This is a genomic window from Cohnella rhizosphaerae, assembly GCF_029525575.1.
Lineage (GTDB): Bacteria > Bacillota > Bacilli > Paenibacillales > Paenibacillaceae > Cohnella > Cohnella rhizosphaerae.
Genome location: NZ_JAPDIA010000009.1, coordinates 1,000,398 through 1,021,101 on the forward strand (window position 1 = coordinate 1,000,398; position 20,704 = coordinate 1,021,101).

The following is a 20,704-nucleotide window of genomic DNA, read 5'->3' on the forward strand; positions in this document are numbered from 1 at the left end:
CAAGGAACGGAGGAGACCGAATGAAGGCACTGGTATGGACGGCGCCGGAGAAGATGGAATACATGGATGTGCCGAAGCCGGAGCCGGCCGAGGACGAGGTGCTGATCAAGGTCGAGACGGTCGGCATCTGCGGCTCGGAGATCGAAGGATATTTGGGCCACAACAGCTTGCGCGTGCCGCCGCTTGTCATGGGCCACGAATTTTGCGGCCGGATCGAATCCTGGGGAGCGAGAGCGGGGCGTTATGCGGCCGGTACGAAGGTCGTCGTCAATCCGCTGATCTCCTGCGGGGACTGCGCGGCATGCCGCAAAGGGCAAAATCAGCTGTGCGCTTCTCGGCGGATCGTCGGCATTCACCGGCCCGGCGCGTTCGCGGAATGGGTCGCCGTTCCCGTATCTTGCGTCGTGCCGGTGTCCGAGTCGCTGGACGCGAGCCGGGCGGCGCTGGCCGAGCCGCTCGCCTGCTCGCTGCGCGCCGCGAGGCGGAGCATGGTGCGGCACTTCGCTCCTAACGTGCTCGTCTTCGGCGCCGGAGGCATCGGCCTGCTCTGCGCCAAGGTCGCGCGGCTGCTCGGCGCATCGCGCGTCATCGTGGCGGATACGCAGTACGATCGGCTGAAGATCGCGCTGGATACGGGCGCGGCGGACCGCGCGGTTCATCCGTCCGACGGCGATCTCCGTCGGTTCGTCAGCGAGGCGACGGGCGGCGACGGCGCGGATGTCGTCATCGACGCGGCCGGCTTCCAGCCGACGCGGGCGCAGGCGATGGCGATCGTCAATCCAGGCGGCACGATCATGAACATCGGCCTCGGCATCGACGAGACGCAGCTGGCGATCAATCATCAGATTCGCAGCGAGATCGAGGTGCTGGGTTCCTTTTGCTACGCGCCGCAGGATTTCCGCGACGCCGTCAGGCTGCTGGAGGAGGGGCGAGTGACCGAGGAAGGCTGGACCGATCGACTGTCCGTTGCCGAAGGCGGCCGGGCGTTCGAAGATCTGGTTCGCGGCCGCGTCAGGCAAGGCAAGTTGTTTCTCCGGATGGAGGGAGCGTAAAGGCATGGAAAAGCTCAAGGTCGGCATTATCGGATTCGGCAGTTGGGGCGAAAGTCATCTGGAGGCGTACCGTGCGCTTCCGTTCGTCGAGGTGGCCGCAGTTTGCGATGCGCAGCCCGGCAGACGGGATCGCGCGCGGGAGCTCGGCATCGAGCGGGTGTGCGAGACGGCGGATGAGCTGCTGCGCGAAGAAGGGATCGGGCTTGTCAGCGTCGTTACCTATGAAAAGGAGCATCTGCGCCCGGTGCTGGCCGCGCTCGCGGCCGGCAAGCACGTACTGGTGGAGAAGCCGGTCGCGACCGACGCGGCGGAAGCCGCGCAGATGCTCGAGGCGTCGCGCCGATACGGGCGGTTCGTCGCGCCGGGTCATCTGCTGCGGTTCGAGCCTAAGTACGCCGAGGTACGCGATTTGATCGCGAGCGGCGCGCTCGGGCGGCCGGCCTCCATTTACATGAAGCGTTCGCGCAATCATTCGCTGTTCGGCACGTACCGCAGGACGCATACGGTCTACGAGCTGATGATCCACGATCTCGATCAGGCGATCTGGTACGCGGGCAGCCGCGTGAAACGCGTGACGGCCGAGGCATGCAGCTTGTCCGGAAGCGAGACGCCGGAGATTCTCTGGGCGCAGCTCCGGTTCGAGAACGGGATGCTGGCGGTGCTGCACAGCAATTGGATGACGCACGACGCGGCGGGCGTCGTCATCAACGACTATACGGAAGTCATCGGCACCGAGGGGACGGTCCAGTTCGATACGGACGCAGCGGGCGTCCAGCTGCTGGGCGTTCGGGGGGCGCACCTCGACGGACTTGTCGGTCCACCGCAAGCAAGGGAGCCGTATCATCGGCGCGCTCAAGGAACAGCTCGGCTACATCGCCGAATGCGCGCTGAGCGGACGCATGCCGGAGATCGTGTCGTTCGAAGAGGCCATTCACGGCATCGAGGTCGCGGACGCCATCGTCCGCTCCGCGAAGCTCGGACAGCCGATAGACTTGGTGTAGCCGGTCGGGGACTCGGGCGGCGATAGATGAACGAGGGGGGGATTGCGAGTTGAAGTGGGTGCAATTTACGAAGAAAGACGATCCGAGCGGGCGCGTGTCGCTGGGCGTGCTGGAGAATGACGGACAGGTGCGCTTGTTCGCGGAAGGCATGGAGCTGAAGTCGCTGATCGAGGAAACCTCAAGCGGAGCGGAGCTTCCGCGCTCGCCGGCGTACGCGCCGCTTTTTGCCGCCGACGATATCGTCCTGCGCGCGCCGATCTTGAAGCCCGACAAAATGATTTTTATCGGACTCAATTACAGAGATCATGCGGCAGAGTCGAATATGGCGGTTCCAAGTGTGCCGGTGCTGTTTCCCAAATTCGCGAATTCGATCGTCGGACCCGGCGAAGCGGTCGTCATTCCCGCCGAAGTGAAGGAATGCGATTACGAAGCGGAGCTCGCCGTCGTCATCGGCCGGCGCGCCAAGAAGGTTGCGCGGGAAGACGCGATGGCGCATGTTTTCGGCTACACGATCGTCAACGACGTGAGCGCACGGGATCTCCAATTAAAAGAAGGCCAGTGGACGCGCGGCAAGGCGATCGACACGTTCGCGCCAATGGGACCTTGCGTCGTGACGGCCGACGAAATCCCGGATCCCGGCAGGCTGGACATCTCGCTCGCGTTGAACGGGACGATCTTACAGCATTCCAATACGCGAGAGCTGATTTTCGACATCCCCTATCTGATCTCGTTCCTGTCGCGCACGATCACGCTGGAGCCAGGGGACATCATCAGCACTGGCACGCCGCCGGGCGTCGGAATGGGCAGAACGCCGCCTGTCTGGCTGCGGGACGGCGACGTGACGGACGTCTCGATCGAGGGCATCGGCACGCTTAGCAGCCGTTATGTCCAGGAGAGGGATTGACGGCAGAGAAGATGGAATCCGGATTTGGACGCAGGCTGCCCTTTCGTTTTACGATCGCCGTCAAGATCGTGATCGGCTATGCCGCGATGCTGGTTTTTCTGGCCGCAGCGCTGTTGACCGTATCCCGGACGATCGATCGGCTGCAGCAGGAGATCGACGCGGTCACGGGGCGGGATCTGAACATTCAGGTGTTGACCTATCAGATCGACAAGAGCGTGTTCGACATGGACGCCGCGCTGCGCGAGCATGTGTCGACCGGAGGAGAGGGCGCCGGCCGGGCATACGAGAGCGCGGCGGGCACGTGGAAGCGGAGCGAGGAGCAGCTGCGAAGCTTGCTTGCGGCGGAGCCGGAGCAGCTTAGCCGGCTGTCCAGCGTGGCGGGTTCGGTGGGACAATGGATGAGCGGCGCGGAAGCGCGGATGGCGCAGCCTTCCCCCGCGCTCAGCCTCGACGAGCTGCGCGCCGCGCTCTTCGGCGAGTCCGCGCAGAAGCAGATGGACGGCATGCGCGAGCAGTTGTCGCGGCTGCGCCAGGCCGAGAAGTATATGATGGACGAGCGGATCGGCGCGCTCGCCGAGCGCAACGATCGGCTCCAACGGCTGCTATTCGCGATGCTTGGCGGTCTTGTCGCTTTTGCGGCGCTATTCGCGTGGCTCGTCTCGCGGCATGTGACGCAAAATATTCGCAAAGTAACGTCCGCCGTCTCCGAGATCGCGGGGGGCGGGCGGCGATCTTACCCGGCGCATCGAGGTCAGGACGTCGGACGAGATGCGCGAATTGGGGACGGAGACCAATGCGCTGCTTGCCTCGCTCCAGACGATGATCGGCGCCGTTCAGGGCCGTGCCGTCCAGCTGTCGGAGGTCGCCGGGCGAATTCAACAGGGGACGGATGGCGCGTTGGATGTCAACGGGCAGGTCGGCAGCGCGGTTCAGCGCGTAGCGTCCGGCACCGAGCAGCAGGTGGCGCAGGTGGAGGAGATTACCGCCGTGATGACGGAGACGGCCGAGGCGCTCGGACGTGCTTCGGGCACGGCGCGAGAGGTGGCGGATTTGGCCGCGCACACGCGGGAAGAGGCTGACGCCAGCGGCTATCACGTCGGTCGATCCGGGGGAGGCGATCGACGACATCGAGCGCGCGTTCGGCCGAATCCGTGAAGGCGTAAAGGCGTTGGCCGGCGAGTCGGACCGGATTCAGGCGACCGTGGGCTATATCGCGGATGTCCAGACGCAGACCAACCTGCTCGCCCTGAACGCGGCGATCGAAGCGGCGAGAGTCGGGCAGCACGGCAAGGGCTTTGCCGTCGTCGCGGAGGAGATCCGCAAGTTATCCGAGCAGACGGCCGAGTCCGCCAAGCAGATTCATGCCACGCTGGACAGGCTGAACGGAGGCATTCGGCATATCTCGGGATTGATCGAGGACAGCGGCGGGGCCGTGTCCGGAGGCGCGGCTTCCGTTCGCGAAGCGGGCGCGCGCGTCCGGGGCATCATCGGCGGCGTGGGCGAGCTGGCCGTTCGCATCGGCGAAGTGGCAGCGTCCGTCGAGCGGATCTCGGAGGATAGCGCGCAGGTCGTTCGCTCCAGCCGGGAGATCAACCGCGTCGCCGAGGAGAATTCGGCGTTCGTCGAGCAGATGGCGGCCATGGCGACGGAGCAGGAATCGGCGATGCAACGGTTCGCGTTGACGTCCGAAGAGCTGAGGCGCGTATCGGACGAGCTCCGCAAAATGACCGACAGCTTTTCAGTTTAAGCGGGCTTTATATTGAAAAAGCGCCAGGGAGACTTCCCTGGCGCTTTTGGCGTTCGTCTCACAGGATCGGCGACAGCAGCCGCGAGATCGCTTCCTTGAACTTGATCCGCAGCGGCCGGCTGCGGTATTTCTCGATCGTAAGCAGCTCCGACACGGCGATATCCTGCTTGAACGCCTCGACGAGGCGAACGGAGACGTCGGCATCGTAAACGAACGCGTTGACCTCGAAGTTCAGCTTGAAGCTGCGGACGTCGGTGTTCGCGGTGCCGACGGAGGCGATCTCCTGATCCACGACCAGCGTCTTGGCGTGAATGAAGCCGTTTTTGTACAAATAGACATTGGCGCCGATCTCCAGCAGCTCCCCGATATTGGAGAGCGTCGCCCAGTAGATGAACATATGGTCGGGCTTGTCCGGGATCATGACGTGCACGTGGACGCCGGAGAGCACGGCGATCCGCAGCGCGTCGAGCAAGCTGGCGTCGGGGATGAAGTACGGACTCTGCAGATAGATCGAATGCTTCGCCGACGCGATCATCTTGATGTAGCCCTGCTTGATATGCTCCAGCCGGGAATTGGGCCCGCTCGCCACGATCTGCATGCCGACGTCGCCGGCAGGCGAGTCCTCGGGGAACAGCTCCGGCGTGTAGGTGATATCGTGCTTGCGCGCGGCCTGATTCCAGTCGAGGATGAAGCGCGTCTGCATGCTGTGCACGGCAGAGCCCCGTACGCGCAGATGGGTGTCTCGCCAGTAACCGAACTTCGGATCGAGGCCCAGATATTCGTCGCCTACGTTAAAGCCTCCGATATATCCAAGCCGGCCGTCCACGATGACCAACTTGCGGTGATTGCGGTTGTTCATCCGCAGATTGATGAATCGGAAGCGGGAGGGGAAGAAGGCGGCGGCCTCTCCGCCCGCCTCGATCAGCGGCCTGAGCATCCGCTTGCTCAATCTTCTGGAGCCCAGCTCGTCATACAGGAGGCGGACCTTGACGCCCTGCTTCGCCTTGGCGGTCAGCGCCTTCAGCACGGACATGCCAAGCTCGTCGCAGCGGAAAATATACGTCTGAAAATGCACGCTTTCCTTCGCCGCGGCGATATCCGCCAGCAGCCGGTCGAACTTGGCGCGTCCGTCCGTCAGCAGCTCCGCTTCATTGTCCCGACTCCAGAGCGCCCGGCTCCCTTTCAGATGCAGATGGATCAGGTCGGCGTGCCGTGCGGCACTCTCGCCGAGCGACCGCGTCGTATCCGGCGAGCCGAGCGAATCGAGCTGCGCCTGCGACAGATTGCGGATACCGATCTTGTCCAAGTCGCCCCATTTGAACAGCTTCACTCTGCGATAGTCCTGCGCGAGGAACAAATACATAATAAATCCGAGGATCGGAATAAAGTACAGCACAAGCAGCCATGCCCAAGTCGAGCCGATATCCCTTCGGCCCTGGAAGACGACGAATACGGCGAACACCATATTGAGCAACAGCAGAAGTCCAAGCAGAATCGAAGTAACGCTCACGATCGCAACCCCCAGTTACAAAACTCCTCGCTGAACATAACAAATAATCGGATATTCTACAATACTTAAAAAAAAGCACGTTCAAGTGGAATGCCTGGCCGTGCTAATATAGGTGCGATACAGGGCGAAGCGGGTAGGACGGACATGCCCTGCGGATACGACAGGGGGCGTCGAAGGCTTGGCGAAGGCAAAGGCAAAGGCGTTCATGAACAGAATCAATTTGCGGTTAATCGTCATCATGCTGCTGATCGCCTGCATCCCCGTCGGCGGCTTCGGGACACTGATCTACGTACGAGGTATTGCGATCATCGAGCGCGAGGTGAACCGTTCTTCTTCGGTAGCCCTGAAGCAGATCGGGGGCGAGATCGACGACCGCTTGTTCCAGATCGAGCAGTCCGCCGGGATCGTGGCTTTGCTGCCGGATGTGGCGGCGTTGGACGCGATCGGGCGGCAGCCGCTGCTTGGCACGCTGTTGACGGTCAACAGCCTGAACAATCATCTGCAAAACTTCTCCAACGGCAACGATGCGGTCGATTCGATCTACTATTATCATGCGGCGCAGCGGACCGTCGTCAGCCCGCGCATCATCTCCTCGATTCCCGAGGAGGGGGCGGTCATTCCGGGCGCGCTGCTGGACGTCAACTGGCTGAACGGGCTTGCGCAGATCGTCTCCGAGAAGCGGCAGGACGCATGGCTGCCGCCGCGCCTGATGCAGGTGTCGGCGAGCTATCGGGCGCCCGTGCTGACTTATATTAAAATATTGCCGGTGTTCTACGATCGGATGGAAGCGGCGCTCATCGTCAACGTCAGTCTGGCGCATCTGAAGTCGCTCATGGAGCGCTATCCGTTCGACACGGACGGCGGCCTCGCGATCTTTACGGAGGACGGCGTGCCGATCGTCGGCGGGGGCATGCTGAAGGATGCTTCGCCCGAACGGCTGTCTTCGCTGTTGCCGGCAGGGACGAGCGAAGGGACGAGGACCGTCAGGCTCGGCCCCGATCTGGGCAGCGTATACGTGACCGCCGAAGTTACGCCGCGCAACGGATGGACGTACGTCATGGCGATACCTGCGGAGAAACCGACGCGCAGCGTCGTTCAGCTCAAGCACGCCATTCTGATCGGCACGGCTGCGCTCATGACGCTTGCGCTGTTGCTGTCGCTGATCAGCTACTTTCGCATTCAGGGGCCGATCGGCCGGATTCTTCTGCTGGTGCGCAGACCGCGGGAGCTGACGGGCGATGAGGCGCCCGCGGACGAGCACTCCGATTTTTTCAGAAGGATCGAAGCGGGCGTGTCCGGACTGATCAAGGAGATGGACGACGTTCGCTCTCAGTGGCATGAGCGGCTCCCGCTGCTGCGTGAGCACTTCCTGCTGTCGGCGGTGCTCGGCCGACTCGCCCCGATGGACGACGGTCAGAACCGGGCGGGAGCTGCCGGTCTCTTCGGCTATCCTAGCTTCGCCGCGCTCGCGATCCGGATCGGCACGGCGAAGGAAGATTCCCGCTTCCGCCAGGGGGACGAGCGCCTGCTTGGCTTCGCGATCGGCAATATCGCGCAGGAGCTGCTGGGGGACAGCGCCGTTGTGGAAACGGTAGCTGTGAACCGCACGATCGCGGCGATCCTGAACATTCCGTCCTCGTGGACGGCCGTCGAGCTGCTGCATGAAGCCGAGGCGCTGCGCAGCACAGTCGCGACGCTGCTGAAGGAGCCGGTGACGATCGGGATCGGACGAACCGCCGACTCCCTTCAGTTGGTCGGCCAGTCCTATCAGGATGCGCTGCATCTGCTCGAATTCGAATGGCTGAGGTCCGAAGGAGGCGTCGTTTCCTATGATTCCATGGGGATCGATGAGACCGGCTTCCCCCCACTATCCGTCGGCCGAGGCCGAAGAAGTGCTCGAGACGGTCAAGAACGGAAGCGAGGCGGAGATCGAGGCGGCCCTCGGCCGCTTCCACGGCCGGCTGATCGCCCGGCCGTCTCCCTTAAGCTACATCAAAACGATGTATCTTCAGTTGATGGTCACGCTCGCGAACCTGCTGCTCCAATATCGCATCGATCCTTCCGTTCTGCTGAATCAGCGCAATCCGTACGACGAATTGTTCCGCGCGCCGGACGCCGAGCGGCTGCGCAAGCAGATGCTCGGCGAACTGCTGCTGCCCGCGGGCAAGCAGATCGGCGCGCTGCGCTCGCGGCGAACGCAGGAAATTCTTATCCATATGACGGATTATGTCCATGCGCACTACCGGGAGGATCTGTCGCTCGGCGATCTGGCCGACCGCTTCCGGGTCACGCCTTCCTATGTCAGCCAGCTGTTCAAGGAACGCCACGGCGAGAATTTTGTCGCTTACGTGGCGCGATACCGGATCGAGCGCGTCAAGGCGCTGCTTGCGGTTCGAGAGCTCAGCATCGGCCAGATCGCGCTGGAGACCGGCTACAACAATGCGCAGCAGCTTGATCCGCACGTTCAAGAAGCTAGAAGGCATGACGCCGGGAGAATACAGACAACAGCTTACCGCCGATTCCGGATCGATAGCCGATCGTTAACCGACCGACCGAACCGCCGATCCTAGGCGGTTTTTCCGTTGCTTTCAGCGCTTTTTCGCCGCTTATAAATGGAATATCGCATTGGAATGATCCGCCGGTCTACGATGAGAGCGCTTAATCACAGCGCGACAGCGCCTGGAGGTGATATTCGAATGTCAAAAGCGCCGGCCGCATCCGCAGGCGCAAGCCGCCATGAACGTCGCGGCAAGAGCATGGCGCGGACCATGCCTCAACTGCGCGTCTACAGGCAGCACAAGGGGCTGCTGCTGATGTTTCTGCCCGGCTTCGCGCTATTCTTTCTGTTCAGCTATGTGCCCTTGTACGGCATACTGATCGCATTCAAGCAGTACAGAGTGCTCGACGGCATATGGGCCAGCGACTGGGTAGGCTTCGCTCATTTCGAGCGTCTGTTCGCGGGGAACGACTTTTATAAGGCGCTGCGGAATACGGCAATCATCGCCGTATTGAAACTGATCGTCGCATTCCCGGCTCCGATCTTGCTGGCGATCCTGCTGAACGAGGTCAGGCAAGTGTTCTTTCGCCGGTTCATCCAGACGGTTTCCTATCTCCCTTACTTTTTCTCCTGGGTCGTTCTTGCGGGCATCATGTTTTCGTTCTTCGGCGAAGACGGGGGCTTCGGTCAGTTGATTCGGATGTTCGGTTTGGAGCCGCCCGACAACCTGATCATGCGTCAGGATTACTTCTACGGCATCGTCACGGCATCGGCCGTCTGGCAGGGCGTCGGCTGGGGCTCCATCGTCTACTTCGCCGCTCTGTCGTCCATCGATCCGACGTTGTACGAGGCGGCGGTGGCCGACGGAGCGGGACGCTTCCGCAGAATCTGGCATATTACGCTTCCCTCGCTCATGCCGACGATCGTGACGATGTTTCTGCTGTACATCGGCCATTTTCTGTCGGTGGGCTTTGACCAGATCTACAATCTGACGCTGCCGACGAATACCGAAGCCGCGGATATTTTGGATACGTACGTACTTCGCAGGCTGCAGACGATGGATTTCGAGCTTGGCGCGGCGGCGGGGCTGTTCACCTCCTTTTTCGGGCTGCTGCTGGTCTTGCTCAGCAACCGGCTCGTCAAGCTGTACGACAAAGATCAGGGGCTGTGGTAACGGCCCGTTAGGAGGAGAGGAGACCGTGTACAAACGATCGGCCTGGGAGAAGGCGTTCGAGGCCGGCAATATCGCGCTGCTGGCGCTGCTCGGACTAACGACGCTGTATCCGTTTTTGTACGTATTTACCATCTCGCTCAGCGAGCCTGCCGATATTAACCGCATCGGCCTGCATCTGCTGCCGACGGATCCGACGACCGCGGCCTATGCCAAGGTGTTGACCGATCCCGCCCTGTACCGGGCTTACGGGAACACGCTGCTGCGGACCGCCGGCGGCGTCGTCACGGTGCTGCTGTTCTGCAGTCTGACCGCTTATCCGCTGTCGCGGCCGTCTTTCCCGCACCGCGGCCTGTTCGTCAAGCTGATCGTCTTCAGCATGCTGTTCAACGGCGGGACGATCCCGATGTATCTGCTCATTCGGAACCTGGGGATGATCGACAGCTATTGGGCGCTGATTCTGCCGCTGGCGGTGTCCGGCTTCAACCTTATCGTGCTGCGCAATTTTTTTCAGGCGATCCCGCCCGAGCTGGCGGAGTCGGCCAAGATGGACGGGGCCGGCGAGCTTCGTATTTTCGCGCGCATCGTCCTGCCCTTGTCCACGCCGGTACTTGCTGTCGTCGCGCTGTGGGCGGCGGTCATGCACTGGAATTCCTGGTTCGACGCGATGATCTATTTGAACGACGCTTCGAAACAGGTGCTCCAGCTGTATCTGCGGCATCATGTGGTGGACGCTTCGACCAACCTGGCCATTGAGTTCAGACTGGACGACATGTCGGCTATCGTGCCGGAAAATCTGAAGGCTGCGATCATCATGACCATCTCGCTGCCGATTCTGCTCGTCTATCCGTTCATCCAGCGTTTTTTCGTAAAAGGCATCATGCTCGGCTCGGTAAAGGGTTAGCCACAAAACATGAGCAGGATAACGAACGAATCTTGCAATCTAAATTTAGAGGGAGGTCCAACGATGTACAGAGAAAGCAAAAATATGCGAGCCTGGCGAAAGGGAACCGGCGCCGGACTGCTCGCGGGCGCGCTTCTGCTCGGCGGCTGCGCTTCGAACGATGAGAGCTCCGGCACGCAAGGCGCATCGTCCTCCGCTCCGGCGGCGTCCGGCACGCAGAGCTCCGCTGCCGAGCAGCCGCTGCTCAAGGTGGATTGGATGAATCTGCCCGGCTTGATCCAGGAGCATTCCTACGGCCAGCAGGTGCTGGAGAGCAAGTTCAATATCAAGCTGGAGAAAGTGTATCCGATATCCGGCAACGATTTTAAGCAGAAGCAGCAGCTCATGGTGTCTACGGGCGACGTGCCTGACGTTATGATCGTCATGGATCCTGCCGAGCTGAGCAAGTATGCCGCGCAAGGCTTGATCGCGGAGGTGCCGGTCGAGATGATCGAGCAGTATGCGCCGAATACGAAAAAGAAGCTGGACCAGGATGCGCCGCAAGGGTGGTATTACTCGAACGTAGGCGGCAAAAATTACGGACTGCCGACGATGTATTTCAACGGCCAGTTCCACTCCAAGCAAGTATGGCGCACCGATCTGCTCGAGAAGGCGGGCATCGCCGCGCTGCCGAAGACGATCGACGAGATGACGCAGGCGTTCGCCGCGCTCAAGAAGATTGGCGTCTACGGCATGAGCAGCAACGGCAATTCCTACTACAATCAATTTCCGACGATCTTCGGCGCATTCGGGATCATGCCGACGCAGTGGTCGCTGAAGGACGGACATGTCGTCAACGGCGCGACGCAGCCCGAGGCGAAGGCCGCGCTGGCGCAGCTGGCGGAGTGGCATAAGGCCGGCTATATCGAGCCCGAGTTCGTCACGGGCAAGGATCTGGGCGCCAAGTTCAATTCCGGCAAGTTCGCCTACCTGGACAATGCGCTGGCTACCGCCACGAGCGAGGACGATCCGAGCTCGCTCATCAACGCCATTCATCAAGTGGATCCGGCGGGCAAGATCGATTTTGCGGAACTGCCGACAGGGCCAAACGGTCAATCCGGCGGCTGGGCATGGGGCTCGGCAGGAAATATCTGGGCGTTCGGCAAGCAGCTGGAGAAGGAGCCGGAGAAGATGCAGCGCATTCTGCAGATAATGGATACGATTCAGAACGACGAGGAGACGTGGCTGGCGCTGGCTTGGGGAGAGCAGGGCGTTCATTACGACTACGTCGATCCGGCGGTCGGCGCAGCGTCGGGACTCAATCGGATCGGCGTCTATACGGACATGGCCAAGCTGCAGGAGGCAGGCATCGCGGATCCGACCAACGGCGCGACCTTCTGGGCGTCTCAGGGCAACTTCGAACTGGTCGAAAAGTACTACAACAAAGATGTGCTGAACATTTACAAGACGGGCAACAAGCCGATGGTCGACCTGTTCGGCAAGGCCGATCTGCTGCCGTCTTCCGGCAAGTACTGGCCCGATCTGATCAAGCTCAAGACAGAGGCATACGTCAAGATCATCATGGGGCAGGAGCCGCTCTCCTACTTCGACGCATTCGTGAAGGAATGGAACGCGAAGGGCGGCAGTCAGCTGGAAGAGGAAGCGAACGCGCTTTACAGCAGTCTGCAAAATAAATAATTCAGGCGCGAGTGGGCGAAAGGAGTCAATACGATGGAATCGACGACAGCGGGACATCCGCCTCCGGGACTGGCCGGCAGGCGAAGCCTGATCGACCGCGCGACGGCCCGCAATGCGATGAGCTACTTCGATGAAGCGGGAAATTGGACGGCCACGCCCGAAGTCCCCGGGCTCCGCGAGCATATCTGGTACGCTGCAGCCTGTCTGCGGCAGGGCGGCGAAGCACAGGCGGCGCGGGCGAACCGGATTCTGGAGTCGGCGGATTACGGGATGTGCCATTTCGCTCCGATGTCGGTCCTGCAGCTGCTCGCCCGGCACGAGACGCAGTTGACGCCAGCGGCGCGCCGCGCGCTGGATGACTATATGGCCGGCGTTCTGCCGGCTTTCGAGGAGCCGGAGCACGACTTTGTCGGCGTCAACGACAACTTTCCCTGCATGGCGACGACGACGGCCGTCATCGGAGGCGAGCGCTACGGTATGGACCGGCTGCGGCGGATCGGCGAGCGGCGCCTGGCGCAGCTGACGGAAATGCTCGAACGACGGGGCTTCGCCTCCGAGTTCACGAGTCCAACCTATACGCCCGTGCAGCTTTGCGCGCTCGCGGAGCTGTCCGAGCTGACGGCGGACCCAGCCGTACGCCGGCTGGCGCTCCAGTGCGAGGAGCGGCTGTGGACCGACGTGATGGTCCACTATCACCCGCGCTTGTCCAACATCGCCGGGCCTTATTCGCGCGCCTATACCGTAGATTCGGCCGGTCATGTCCATCAGGCGCATTTTGTACTGTACGCCGTACTGGGCGACCTGCTGCCGATTCATCCGGGCAATACGCTGTTCGCGGACGATCTCAGCCCGCATCAGATCCTGCATCAGAATCTGGCCTTTATGCAGGTCAGCGCCGCCTGGCTGCTGGCGGCGGACTACCATTGTCCCAAGCTTCTGATCGGCCACGCGCTTCACAAGCCGTTCCCTTACAGGACGAGCGGAACGGCGGAGATCGGTCCGTCTTCGGATGCGCCGACCGATATCTCGCCGCAGGCGGCGAACGGCGATCATGCGCCGACCGAATATCCAGCCGTCGTGACAACGTCCAGCACCTGGATGGCCGAGGATTATGCGATCGGCGTTGCCCGGCATGAATTTCACAGCGGCAATCAGACCGATTCCTTCCACGTGCTGTACAGCCCGAAGGGAAGGACGGTCCGATCGGTGGAGGAGGTAGGGGCGGTCTTCGCTAGATTCCGGATCGACGGCGGTCTGCCCGATGCGCTCGGCGCGACATATCTGGTGCCGGACGACGGCCGCAAGCTGGGACTGCTGAGCGGCCGGACGGCGATGATGCTTTACAAGCCCCGGGTTGCGGCGAGGGGCGCCATCGGCAGCCTGGGCCTGTCCCTGCTGATCCCGACAGGCGGCTCCGAGATCGACGAGATCCGACTGGGAGATCGAGTCTTGGGAGATGGCGAGGGAGAGAGCGTGGAGCCTTGCCCCGTCTTCATCAGGCATGGCCAGGTGTATATGGCCTACCTCCCGCTGCTGCAGACGAACGCGGGACGCCGCGCAGCCGTCCGGGTGGAGCGAAGGACGGACTATACCGCAGTGACCTTCTTGAACTACGAGGGAACGCCGCGCGTCTTTTCGCGCGGAGAACTGCTGCTGACCGGCAACGGATTCGTCGCTACGATCGGCAGCGAGCGGGAGGACGGAGACTTTGAAGCCTTTTGCCGCATGGCCGGCTCGGCTGTCGTCGAGGATCGCTTGACGACGAGTCCGCACAATCGCGGCACCTATACGCGCCGGGTCCGTTACGAATGCGGAGGCTGCCGGTTGTACTGCGCGTACAGTCCGGCGAGCGAAGGCGTAATGGCGATCTCCGGTGACGGCGGCGGCCGCGAGGAGAGGCGCTGCCTGCCTTTATCGGCCGACGGTCTGGACATAGAGGCTTTGCCCTTTTATACATCCAAAACCATAATTTAGGATGCGGAGGAATAAAGATGCGAATCGAAAGATTTGGCTTGATCCGCTTGCTGCTGTGCTTGACCTTGGTGCTGTCGCTGCCCTTGCCGGGCAGCTCGCCGGCCTATGCGGACGATCCGCCCGCGACGACCGCCGAATTCGTCGGCGTCAACACGACGGCGAAGGGCAGCTGGGTAGGGAATTACGGCGGGGAAGGCTATATTCTGCCTTTCTTCACGGCGACCTCCGCATCGGGACGCGATCCCGGCTTTCCCGCTTACAAGCCTGCCGATCTGGCGAGTCTGCCGAGTTATGTAAGCGCTTATACGATGGACAGCGGCACTTATAATGTGACGGCCAATCCGAGTACGGACCCTACCGCGCCGACAAACGCCGCAGGAACGGTCCGCAAGGCGATCCAGATTTACGACTATTCCGCGATCCAGTATTCGTTCACGCTGACAGGTACCGCCAAGCATCTGTTCGCCGTTTATGCGGCCAGCTACTCGAATACCGCGCCGCAGACGATCGAGCTGCGCGATACGGCGGGCCAGCTGCTCGACAGCCGACTGATCGACACCAAGAGCGGCGTGTACGCGCTATACGAAGTGAGCGGCAGCTTCCGCGTGCGAATCTTGAAGACCGGCACGAACAATCAGGCCGTTCTGAGCGGGTTCTTTTTCGACGCGATGCCCGCGCTGGGCGTCTCCGACGTCGCGGCGACCGTCTCCGGACGGACGGTGGAGCTGACCTGGGACAACAGTCTGCCGGCGAGCGGAGTCAGCGTCTGGCGCAAGGGACCGACCGAAGCGCAGTACAGCGAGTTGGCCGTTCTGAGCGGCAGCGCAGACACGTATACGGACACCGGGCTGTCGGCGGGCAGCGCCTATTTGTACAAGCTGAGGAGCGCGGCGGGAGGCAAGCTGTCGGAGGCGTCGGCGACCGTGACGGCGAACACGCCCGTCTACGATGCGACGGCGCTGTCGCTGACGACGACGGGCTGGACGGACGTGCTGCCGGGCACGAGCATCGCGATCTCCGCCGCGTTGTCGCGGAGCGACGACCATACGCCGATCGCAGGCGAGACGGTCGCCTTCGAGCTGCGCGGCCCGTATGTCGGGACCTGGATCGACGGCACGATCGGGACGGCCGTCACGGATGCCTACGGAGTAGCGTCGCTCGCTTATGCGCCGCCGTATGCCGGCAGCTATGCCGTCCATGCCGTATATAAGGGCAGCGATACGCTGACGCTGGACGGATCCGAAGACGAGTCGCCGCTGACGGTGGAGGTCGAGGCGTGGGAGCGGCCGCCGGTCGTATTGAAGGCGTCCGATGCTGTCAAGCCGGGAGAGCTGCTCAATCTCGACGGCTACGGCTTGTACGAAGACGACCAGGAAGCCGTCTACGCGGAAGGCGACGGCATTCCGACCGGCGGTCCGCCGGCCGGCGCGCTGCCGCTCCCGATCGTACAGTCCGACGAGGACGGGTATTATGCGGTGACTCGTCTGCCGGATACGGCAGATGCCGGCACGCTGCGCGTCTGGATCAGGAACGAGTGGGGCTGGAGCGATCCGATCCGGGTCAATCTCGCCAGGCCCCAATTTATCTCGGAGTATGAGACGGCGCCCGGTCTTGAGATCACGCTGGTCGGCCGCAACTTCGATCCGTCCGAATTCGGCGGCGCGGGAGGCGGAGCGCAGGTGAGGCTGGTCGATACGACGACGGCGGCCGCCTATGCGGCGGACGTGCACGATGTCGATCCGTATGCGATCACGTTCGACTCGGACTTGACGCCGGCAGGCGAATACTGGGTGGAGGCACGGCATTCGTCCGCCGATGCCTGGGCGAGATTGTCGAGCGGGCAGACGCTGTCCGTGCAAGGCGCCGTCTACGATCCGCTCGAGATGGGCGTCGCCTGGGCCGACGGCTTCAATTGGAGCCGGACGTATTCGATCGCGGACTACGGCGCGGTGGCGGACGATGCGGGCGAAGACACGGCGGCGATCCAGGCTGCGATCGACGCGGTGAAGACCGCGGGCGGGGGCGTCGTGCTCGTACCTGAAGGCCGCTACGTGACGAAGACGCTGAAGCTGCCGGCCGATGTCGTGCTGCGCGGCGAGGATGCCGCAGGATCGGTGCTGGCATACAGCGGCAACGGTACGACCAATTTTATCGAGTCGAAGGGAGACGGCCAGACGGTCGGCCGACAGGGCGTCGCCGATCTGACGCTGACGATGCAGGACGAGACGATCAGTCCGGATGTCTATCTATGGCTCGGACACGTGTGGGGAGACGCCGTCTACGATCAGGATAACCGTACGGCCTCGAATATTTTCGTAAAAGGGGTACGAATCGACGCGCCGCTGACGAAGCCGCTTGCGGGCAGAGGAACGGGCACCGTCATCGTCGGCAAGGAGCGGGTGCTGTTCGACGACAATGAATTCAGCGGCAACGGCGCGACATTTACGAGCAACTATGTGACCGAGTATTCGTCGATGCGCGGCAACACGCTCGAATACGGGACCGGCGTCACCGCTTCGCTTGGCGCCTACTCGATCGTCACGGGCAATCATCTGATCGGCCATCCCGAGGCGGATGCCGACAACCACGGGTTCAGCGTCCGGTCGTATTACTACTTGGCGGACAACGTGATCGAGCACAACGGAACGCTCGACCACAAGCACAACGACGGCGAAGCCGTCATGGCGGAGGTGCCGGGCGGGTACTTCAACTTCGGCGAAGTGCTGAGCGCTTCTTCTGATTCGCTCGTCGTGGCGCCGAACATGCCGCTGAATACGGGCGCGACCAGCGGATACCATCTGCCGACCCGATACGGCCGTCTGTCGGTCGTCATCACGGACGGCCGAGGTGTCGGGCAGTACCGCGCGGTGACGTCGATGAGCGGCAACACGATCGAGACGGACGGCGACTGGGATATCGTCCCCGACCGCACCAGCAAGTTTTCTCTCGTTCTGCCGAACGCCAACGGAACGATGTACCGCAATACGGTGTATTCGACCGGCGGCGGCATGCAGGTATACGGCAACGGCATCGATGTCGTCGTCGCGGACAACGACCTGACGACGAGCGGCGGCGCCTTCGCCTCCTCGTTTCACGTGCCCGGTCAGAATCGCTTTAATATGTCCTACTTCGTCCGCTTCGACCGCAACGAGATCGAAGATATTTTGACCACCTCGCTCTACAACGGCCTCGGCGTTCACGGCACGAAGTCGGGCTACGGCATCCAGTCGCTCGGCATCGAGATTCGGGAAAATCACGTCAAAGCGAATCTGTTGACGGATACGCCGGGCATCTACGTATCGGCCAAGGAGGCAACCGTAGCCACGCCGCCGGTACTGCGCAATACGGTCATCGAGAACAATGTGCTCGAGAACCTGACGAAGGGCATCTTGTTGACCGACGGCATCAAGGGCCAGGTGCTTAGCGGCAACCAGTTCGTGAACGTCGCGCAGCAGATTGCTGACGGCGGAAGCATAGATACGGTCATCCTTCCTTAACGGGAACTGCGAATGGAGGCGGACTTTGCTTGTCCAGAACAATCGATCAGCTTGGCGGCAAAGCCCTGGAGGCATCGATGCGGATGCCGCTCAGGGAATGGAACTGGAGCGAAGGCGTGGCGTTATACGGCTTGTACGTCTACGGAGAGGCAGGAGAACGGACGGCGATTTTTGAATTTTTGCGAAAATGGTACGTCGAGCGGATGGACGCAGGGCAGATTCAGGAAACGGTCAACGCGACGGCACCGTGCTTTGCGCTGATGAAGATTGCGGATCGTCTGGACGACGAACGGGCGCTTGCGCTTGTGGAGAGCCGGGTGAACTTTTTGCTGCGGGATGCGGCCCGGCTTGCGAACGGCGCGTTCGAGCATACGCTGACGGAGACCGCCTTCGGCGGCCAGCTGTGGGTGGATACGCTGTTCATGGCGGGACTGTTCCTTACGGAGAGCGGACTGATGCTCGACAGAGAGGAGGCCGTGCAAGAAGGCATCAATCAATTCCTTCTGCATGCCGAGGCGCTGCAGGGGAACGACGGCCTGTTCTATCACGGATGGGACGAAGGGAAAGGGAGCGTCATCGGCTGCCGGTGGGCGCGCGGCAACGCTTGGGCGGCGATCGTCGGCGTCGAGCTGCTCGGACTGCTGCCGGAAAAGCATGCGCGGGACAAGGCGCAGATCGAGGACATCGTCACCCGCCAGCTCCGCGGACTTCAGGCGAAGCAGGACCTCTCCGGCCTGTGGACGACCGTCGTCACGGAGCCTGGCACTTACGTCGAGACTTCGGCGGCTGCCGGCATCGCGTATGCGGTGCTGAAGGGGGTACGCCTGGGCCGGCTGGACCGCCGCTGGCTGCCGATGGGAGAACGGGCGTACCGCGCAGTATGCGGGCATGTCGATGAAGAAGGCGTGCTGCGGGGCGTTTCCAGCGGAACCGCCGTGCAGCGCCACCCGGGCGAGTACCAGGTCATCGCTCGCGGAAGGCAGGAGGGCTACGGTCAGGGGCTGCTGCTGGCGATGCTGTCGGAGGAATTGACGGGAACGCGGTAGCTGCAGCGCGAAAACGGGATGAAGCAGGCTTGTTCCTGCCTCATCCCGTTTTTTGGTCTGGCTGGGCGAGCGCCTCTGCCCGTCGGCCATTTTCATGAGCTTGGACAGCTCGCGAAAGCGAAAGGCTGCGCTTAGATGACCTTGGTCGTCCAAGCTTCGCCGTTCCAGACGTCGGTCGCGACCTCGCGGTAAAATTCGGGCTCGTGGCTGATGAGCAGGATGCTGCCCTTGTACGCCTTGAGCGCGCGCTTCAGCTCTTCCTTGGCGTCGACGTCCAGATGGTTGGTCGGCTCGTCGAGCACGAGCAGGTTCGATTCGCGGTTGATCAGCTTGCACAGCCGCACCTTGGCCTTCTCGCCGCCGCTCAGCACGGAGATGCGGCTCTCGATATGCTTGGTCGTCAGACCGCATTTGGCGAGCGCCGCGCGCACCTCGAACTGCGTCATCGACGGAAATTCGCGCCATACCGACTCGATGCAGGTATCGTCCGCGCCGCTCTTGACCTCTTGCTCGAAGTAGCCGACGAATTGGTTGTCCCCGCGCTCAACGCTGCCGGCCAGGGACGGAATCTCGCCGAGCAGGCTGCGCAGCAGCGTCGTCTTGCCGATGCCGTTGGCGCCGACGAGCGCGACCTTCTGGCCCCGCTCCATGAGCAGGTCGACCGGACGGCTGAGCGGCTCGTCGTAGCCGATGACGAGACCCTTGGCCTCGAAGATCAGGCGGCTGGACGTCCGCGCCTCCTTGAAGTTGAACTCCGGCTTCGGCTTTTCCTTGGCCAGCTCGATGACGTCCATGGCGTCCAGCTTCTTCTGGCGGGACATCGCCATGTTCCGCGTGGACACGCGCGCCTTGTTCCGGGCGACGAAGTCCTTGAGGTCCGCGATCTCCTGCTGCTGGCGCTTGTACGCCGACTCGAGCTGCGACTTTTTCGCCTCGTGCAGGGTCAGGAAGTTGTCGTAGTCGCCCACGTAGCGGGACAACTGCTGATTTTCCATATGGTAGATGAGGTTGATGACGCTGTTCAGGAACGGAATGTCGTGCGAAATGAGAATAAACGCGTTCTCGTATTCCTGCAAATAACGCTTGAGCCACTCGATATGCTGCTCGTCCAGATAGTTGGTGGGCTCGTCCAGCAGGAGGATGTCGGGCTTCTCCAGCAGCAGCTTGGCGAGCAGCACCTTCGTCCGCTGGCCGCCGCTCAGATCGTTGACGTCGCGCTCGAGTCCGATGTCGGCGAGTCCGAGGCCGCGCGCGATCTCCTCCACCTTGGCGTCGATCAGGTAGAAGTCGTTCGTGTTCAATATGTCCTGAATCTCGCCGACCTCTTCGAGCAAGCGCTCGAGCTCCTCGGGCTCCACGTCGCCCATTCGCTCGTACATGCCGTTCATCTCGGCCTCGAGATCGTTCAGGTACTGGAACGCCGTCTTCAGGACGTCGCGGATCGTCATGCCCTTCTGCAGCAAGGAATGCTGGTCGAGGTAGCCGACGCGCACCTTGCGCGCCCATTCGACCTTGCCGGCGTCGGGCTCGAGCTTGCCCATCACGATGTTCATGAAGGTCGACTTGCCTTCGCCGTTGGCGCCGACGAGACCGACGTGTTCGCCCTTCAGCAGGCGGAACGATACGTCGTTGAAGATGGCGCGGTCGCCGAAGCCGTGGCTTAAGTTTTGCACGTTCAATATGCTCATGGGAATTCCCCTTCGTATCTGGTTGTGGGGCGCTTT

Annotated in this window: 14 protein-coding genes and 1 pseudogene; 13 read left to right on the forward strand and 2 right to left on the reverse strand. The window is 62.1% G+C overall.

Going from position 1 to position 20,704, the window contains the following annotated elements; translation table 11 throughout:
- The first annotated feature begins 20 nt into the window (after positions 1–20).
- Genes OMP40_RS38665 through OMP40_RS38685 form a run of 5 tightly spaced genes read left to right on the forward strand, consistent with a single transcriptional unit; the run spans position 21 to position 4,704 of the window.
- A complete protein-coding gene (locus OMP40_RS38665; protein WP_277539527.1) occupies positions 21–1,052 on the forward strand; it encodes a zinc-dependent alcohol dehydrogenase in 1,032 nt (343 codons plus the stop codon).
- 4 nt (positions 1,053–1,056) lie between these two features.
- Entirely contained in the window at positions 1,057–2,079 is a 1,023-nt protein-coding gene (locus tag OMP40_RS38670; protein WP_277539528.1) for a Gfo/Idh/MocA family protein, read from the forward strand.
- A 32-nt stretch (positions 2,080–2,111) separates the two neighbouring features.
- Entirely contained in the window at positions 2,112–2,957 is an 846-nt protein-coding gene (locus OMP40_RS38675; protein WP_277539761.1) for a fumarylacetoacetate hydrolase family protein, read from the forward strand.
- An 11-nt stretch (positions 2,958–2,968) separates the two neighbouring features.
- Positions 2,969–4,036: a CHASE3 domain-containing protein gene (locus tag OMP40_RS38680; protein WP_277539529.1), complete on the forward strand. Its 1,068-nt coding sequence runs from the start codon at positions 2,969–2,971 to the stop codon at positions 4,034–4,036.
- Positions 3,976–4,704: a methyl-accepting chemotaxis protein gene (locus tag OMP40_RS38685; protein ID WP_277539530.1), complete on the forward strand. Its 729-nt coding sequence runs from the start codon at positions 3,976–3,978 to the stop codon at positions 4,702–4,704. Before OMP40_RS38680 ends, OMP40_RS38685 begins: the two co-directional genes overlap by 61 nt.
- Positions 4,705–4,762: 58 nt before the next feature.
- On the opposite strand, the gene cls is transcribed toward OMP40_RS38685, so the two are convergent.
- Positions 4,763–6,214: a cardiolipin synthase gene (cls, locus tag OMP40_RS38690; RefSeq protein ID WP_277539531.1), complete on the reverse strand. Its 1,452-nt coding sequence runs from the start codon at positions 6,212–6,214 to the stop codon at positions 4,763–4,765.
- Positions 6,215–7,616: 1,402 nt separating this feature from the next.
- Between cls and OMP40_RS42980 the strand changes: the two are divergent.
- The 8 genes and pseudogenes from OMP40_RS42980 to OMP40_RS38725 form a co-directional block, all read left to right on the forward strand.
- Positions 7,617–7,994 (forward strand): annotated as a pseudogene (locus tag OMP40_RS42980) (hypothetical protein); the annotation flags it as partial.
- A gap of 436 nt (positions 7,995–8,430) precedes the next feature.
- Positions 8,431–8,784: a helix-turn-helix domain-containing protein gene (locus OMP40_RS42985; protein ID WP_420872123.1), complete on the forward strand. Its 354-nt coding sequence runs from the start codon at positions 8,431–8,433 to the stop codon at positions 8,782–8,784.
- Positions 8,785–8,910: 126 nt separating this feature from the next.
- Positions 8,911–9,885 (forward strand): ABC transporter permease, encoded by a 975-nt coding sequence (locus tag OMP40_RS38700; protein ID WP_277539533.1) that lies wholly within the window; start codon positions 8,911–8,913, stop codon positions 9,883–9,885.
- Between the two features lie 25 nt (positions 9,886–9,910).
- Entirely contained in the window at positions 9,911–10,786 is an 876-nt protein-coding gene (locus tag OMP40_RS38705) for a carbohydrate ABC transporter permease (RefSeq protein WP_277539534.1), read from the forward strand.
- Between the two features lie 63 nt (positions 10,787–10,849).
- On the forward strand, positions 10,850–12,463 hold the full coding sequence (locus OMP40_RS38710; RefSeq protein WP_277539535.1) for an extracellular solute-binding protein: 1,614 nt from the start codon (positions 10,850–10,852) through the stop codon (positions 12,461–12,463).
- A 33-nt stretch (positions 12,464–12,496) separates the two neighbouring features.
- A complete protein-coding gene (locus OMP40_RS38715) occupies positions 12,497–14,437 on the forward strand; it encodes a hypothetical protein (protein ID WP_277539536.1) in 1,941 nt (646 codons plus the stop codon).
- 17 nt (positions 14,438–14,454) lie between these two features.
- Positions 14,455–17,934, forward strand: coding sequence for a glycosyl hydrolase family 28-related protein (locus OMP40_RS38720; RefSeq protein WP_277539537.1), 3,480 nt, complete (start codon positions 14,455–14,457; stop codon positions 17,932–17,934).
- Between the two features lie 29 nt (positions 17,935–17,963).
- Positions 17,964–18,980 (forward strand): glycoside hydrolase family 88/105 protein, encoded by a 1,017-nt coding sequence (locus OMP40_RS38725; RefSeq protein WP_277539538.1) that lies wholly within the window; start codon positions 17,964–17,966, stop codon positions 18,978–18,980.
- 131 nt (positions 18,981–19,111) lie between these two features.
- Here the strand turns inward: OMP40_RS38725 and OMP40_RS38730 are convergent, their stop codons facing one another.
- On the reverse strand, positions 19,112–20,668 hold the full coding sequence (locus OMP40_RS38730; RefSeq protein ID WP_277539539.1) for an ABC-F family ATP-binding cassette domain-containing protein: 1,557 nt from the start codon (positions 20,666–20,668) through the stop codon (positions 19,112–19,114).
- Positions 20,669–20,704: the final 36 nt, after the last annotated feature.

Coding starts and splice junctions, on each gene's coding strand:
- OMP40_RS38665 (WP_277539527.1), top strand. CDS start 21: ATGAAGGCACTGGTATGGACGGCGCCGGAGAAGATGGAATACATGGAT.
- OMP40_RS38670 (WP_277539528.1), top strand. CDS start 1,057: ATGGAAAAGCTCAAGGTCGGCATTATCGGATTCGGCAGTTGGGGCGAA.
- OMP40_RS38680 (WP_277539529.1), top strand. CDS start 2,969: ATGGAATCCGGATTTGGACGCAGGCTGCCCTTTCGTTTTACGATCGCC.
- OMP40_RS42985 (WP_420872123.1), top strand. CDS start 8,431: ATGACGGATTATGTCCATGCGCACTACCGGGAGGATCTGTCGCTCGGC.
- OMP40_RS38700 (WP_277539533.1), top strand. CDS start 8,911: ATGTCAAAAGCGCCGGCCGCATCCGCAGGCGCAAGCCGCCATGAACGT.
- OMP40_RS38710 (WP_277539535.1), top strand. CDS start 10,850: ATGTACAGAGAAAGCAAAAATATGCGAGCCTGGCGAAAGGGAACCGGC.
- OMP40_RS38715 (WP_277539536.1), top strand. CDS start 12,497: ATGGAATCGACGACAGCGGGACATCCGCCTCCGGGACTGGCCGGCAGG.
- OMP40_RS38720 (WP_277539537.1), top strand. CDS start 14,455: ATGCGAATCGAAAGATTTGGCTTGATCCGCTTGCTGCTGTGCTTGACC.
- OMP40_RS38730 (WP_277539539.1), bottom strand. CDS start 20,668: ATGAGCATATTGAACGTGCAAAACTTAAGCCACGGCTTCGGCGACCGC.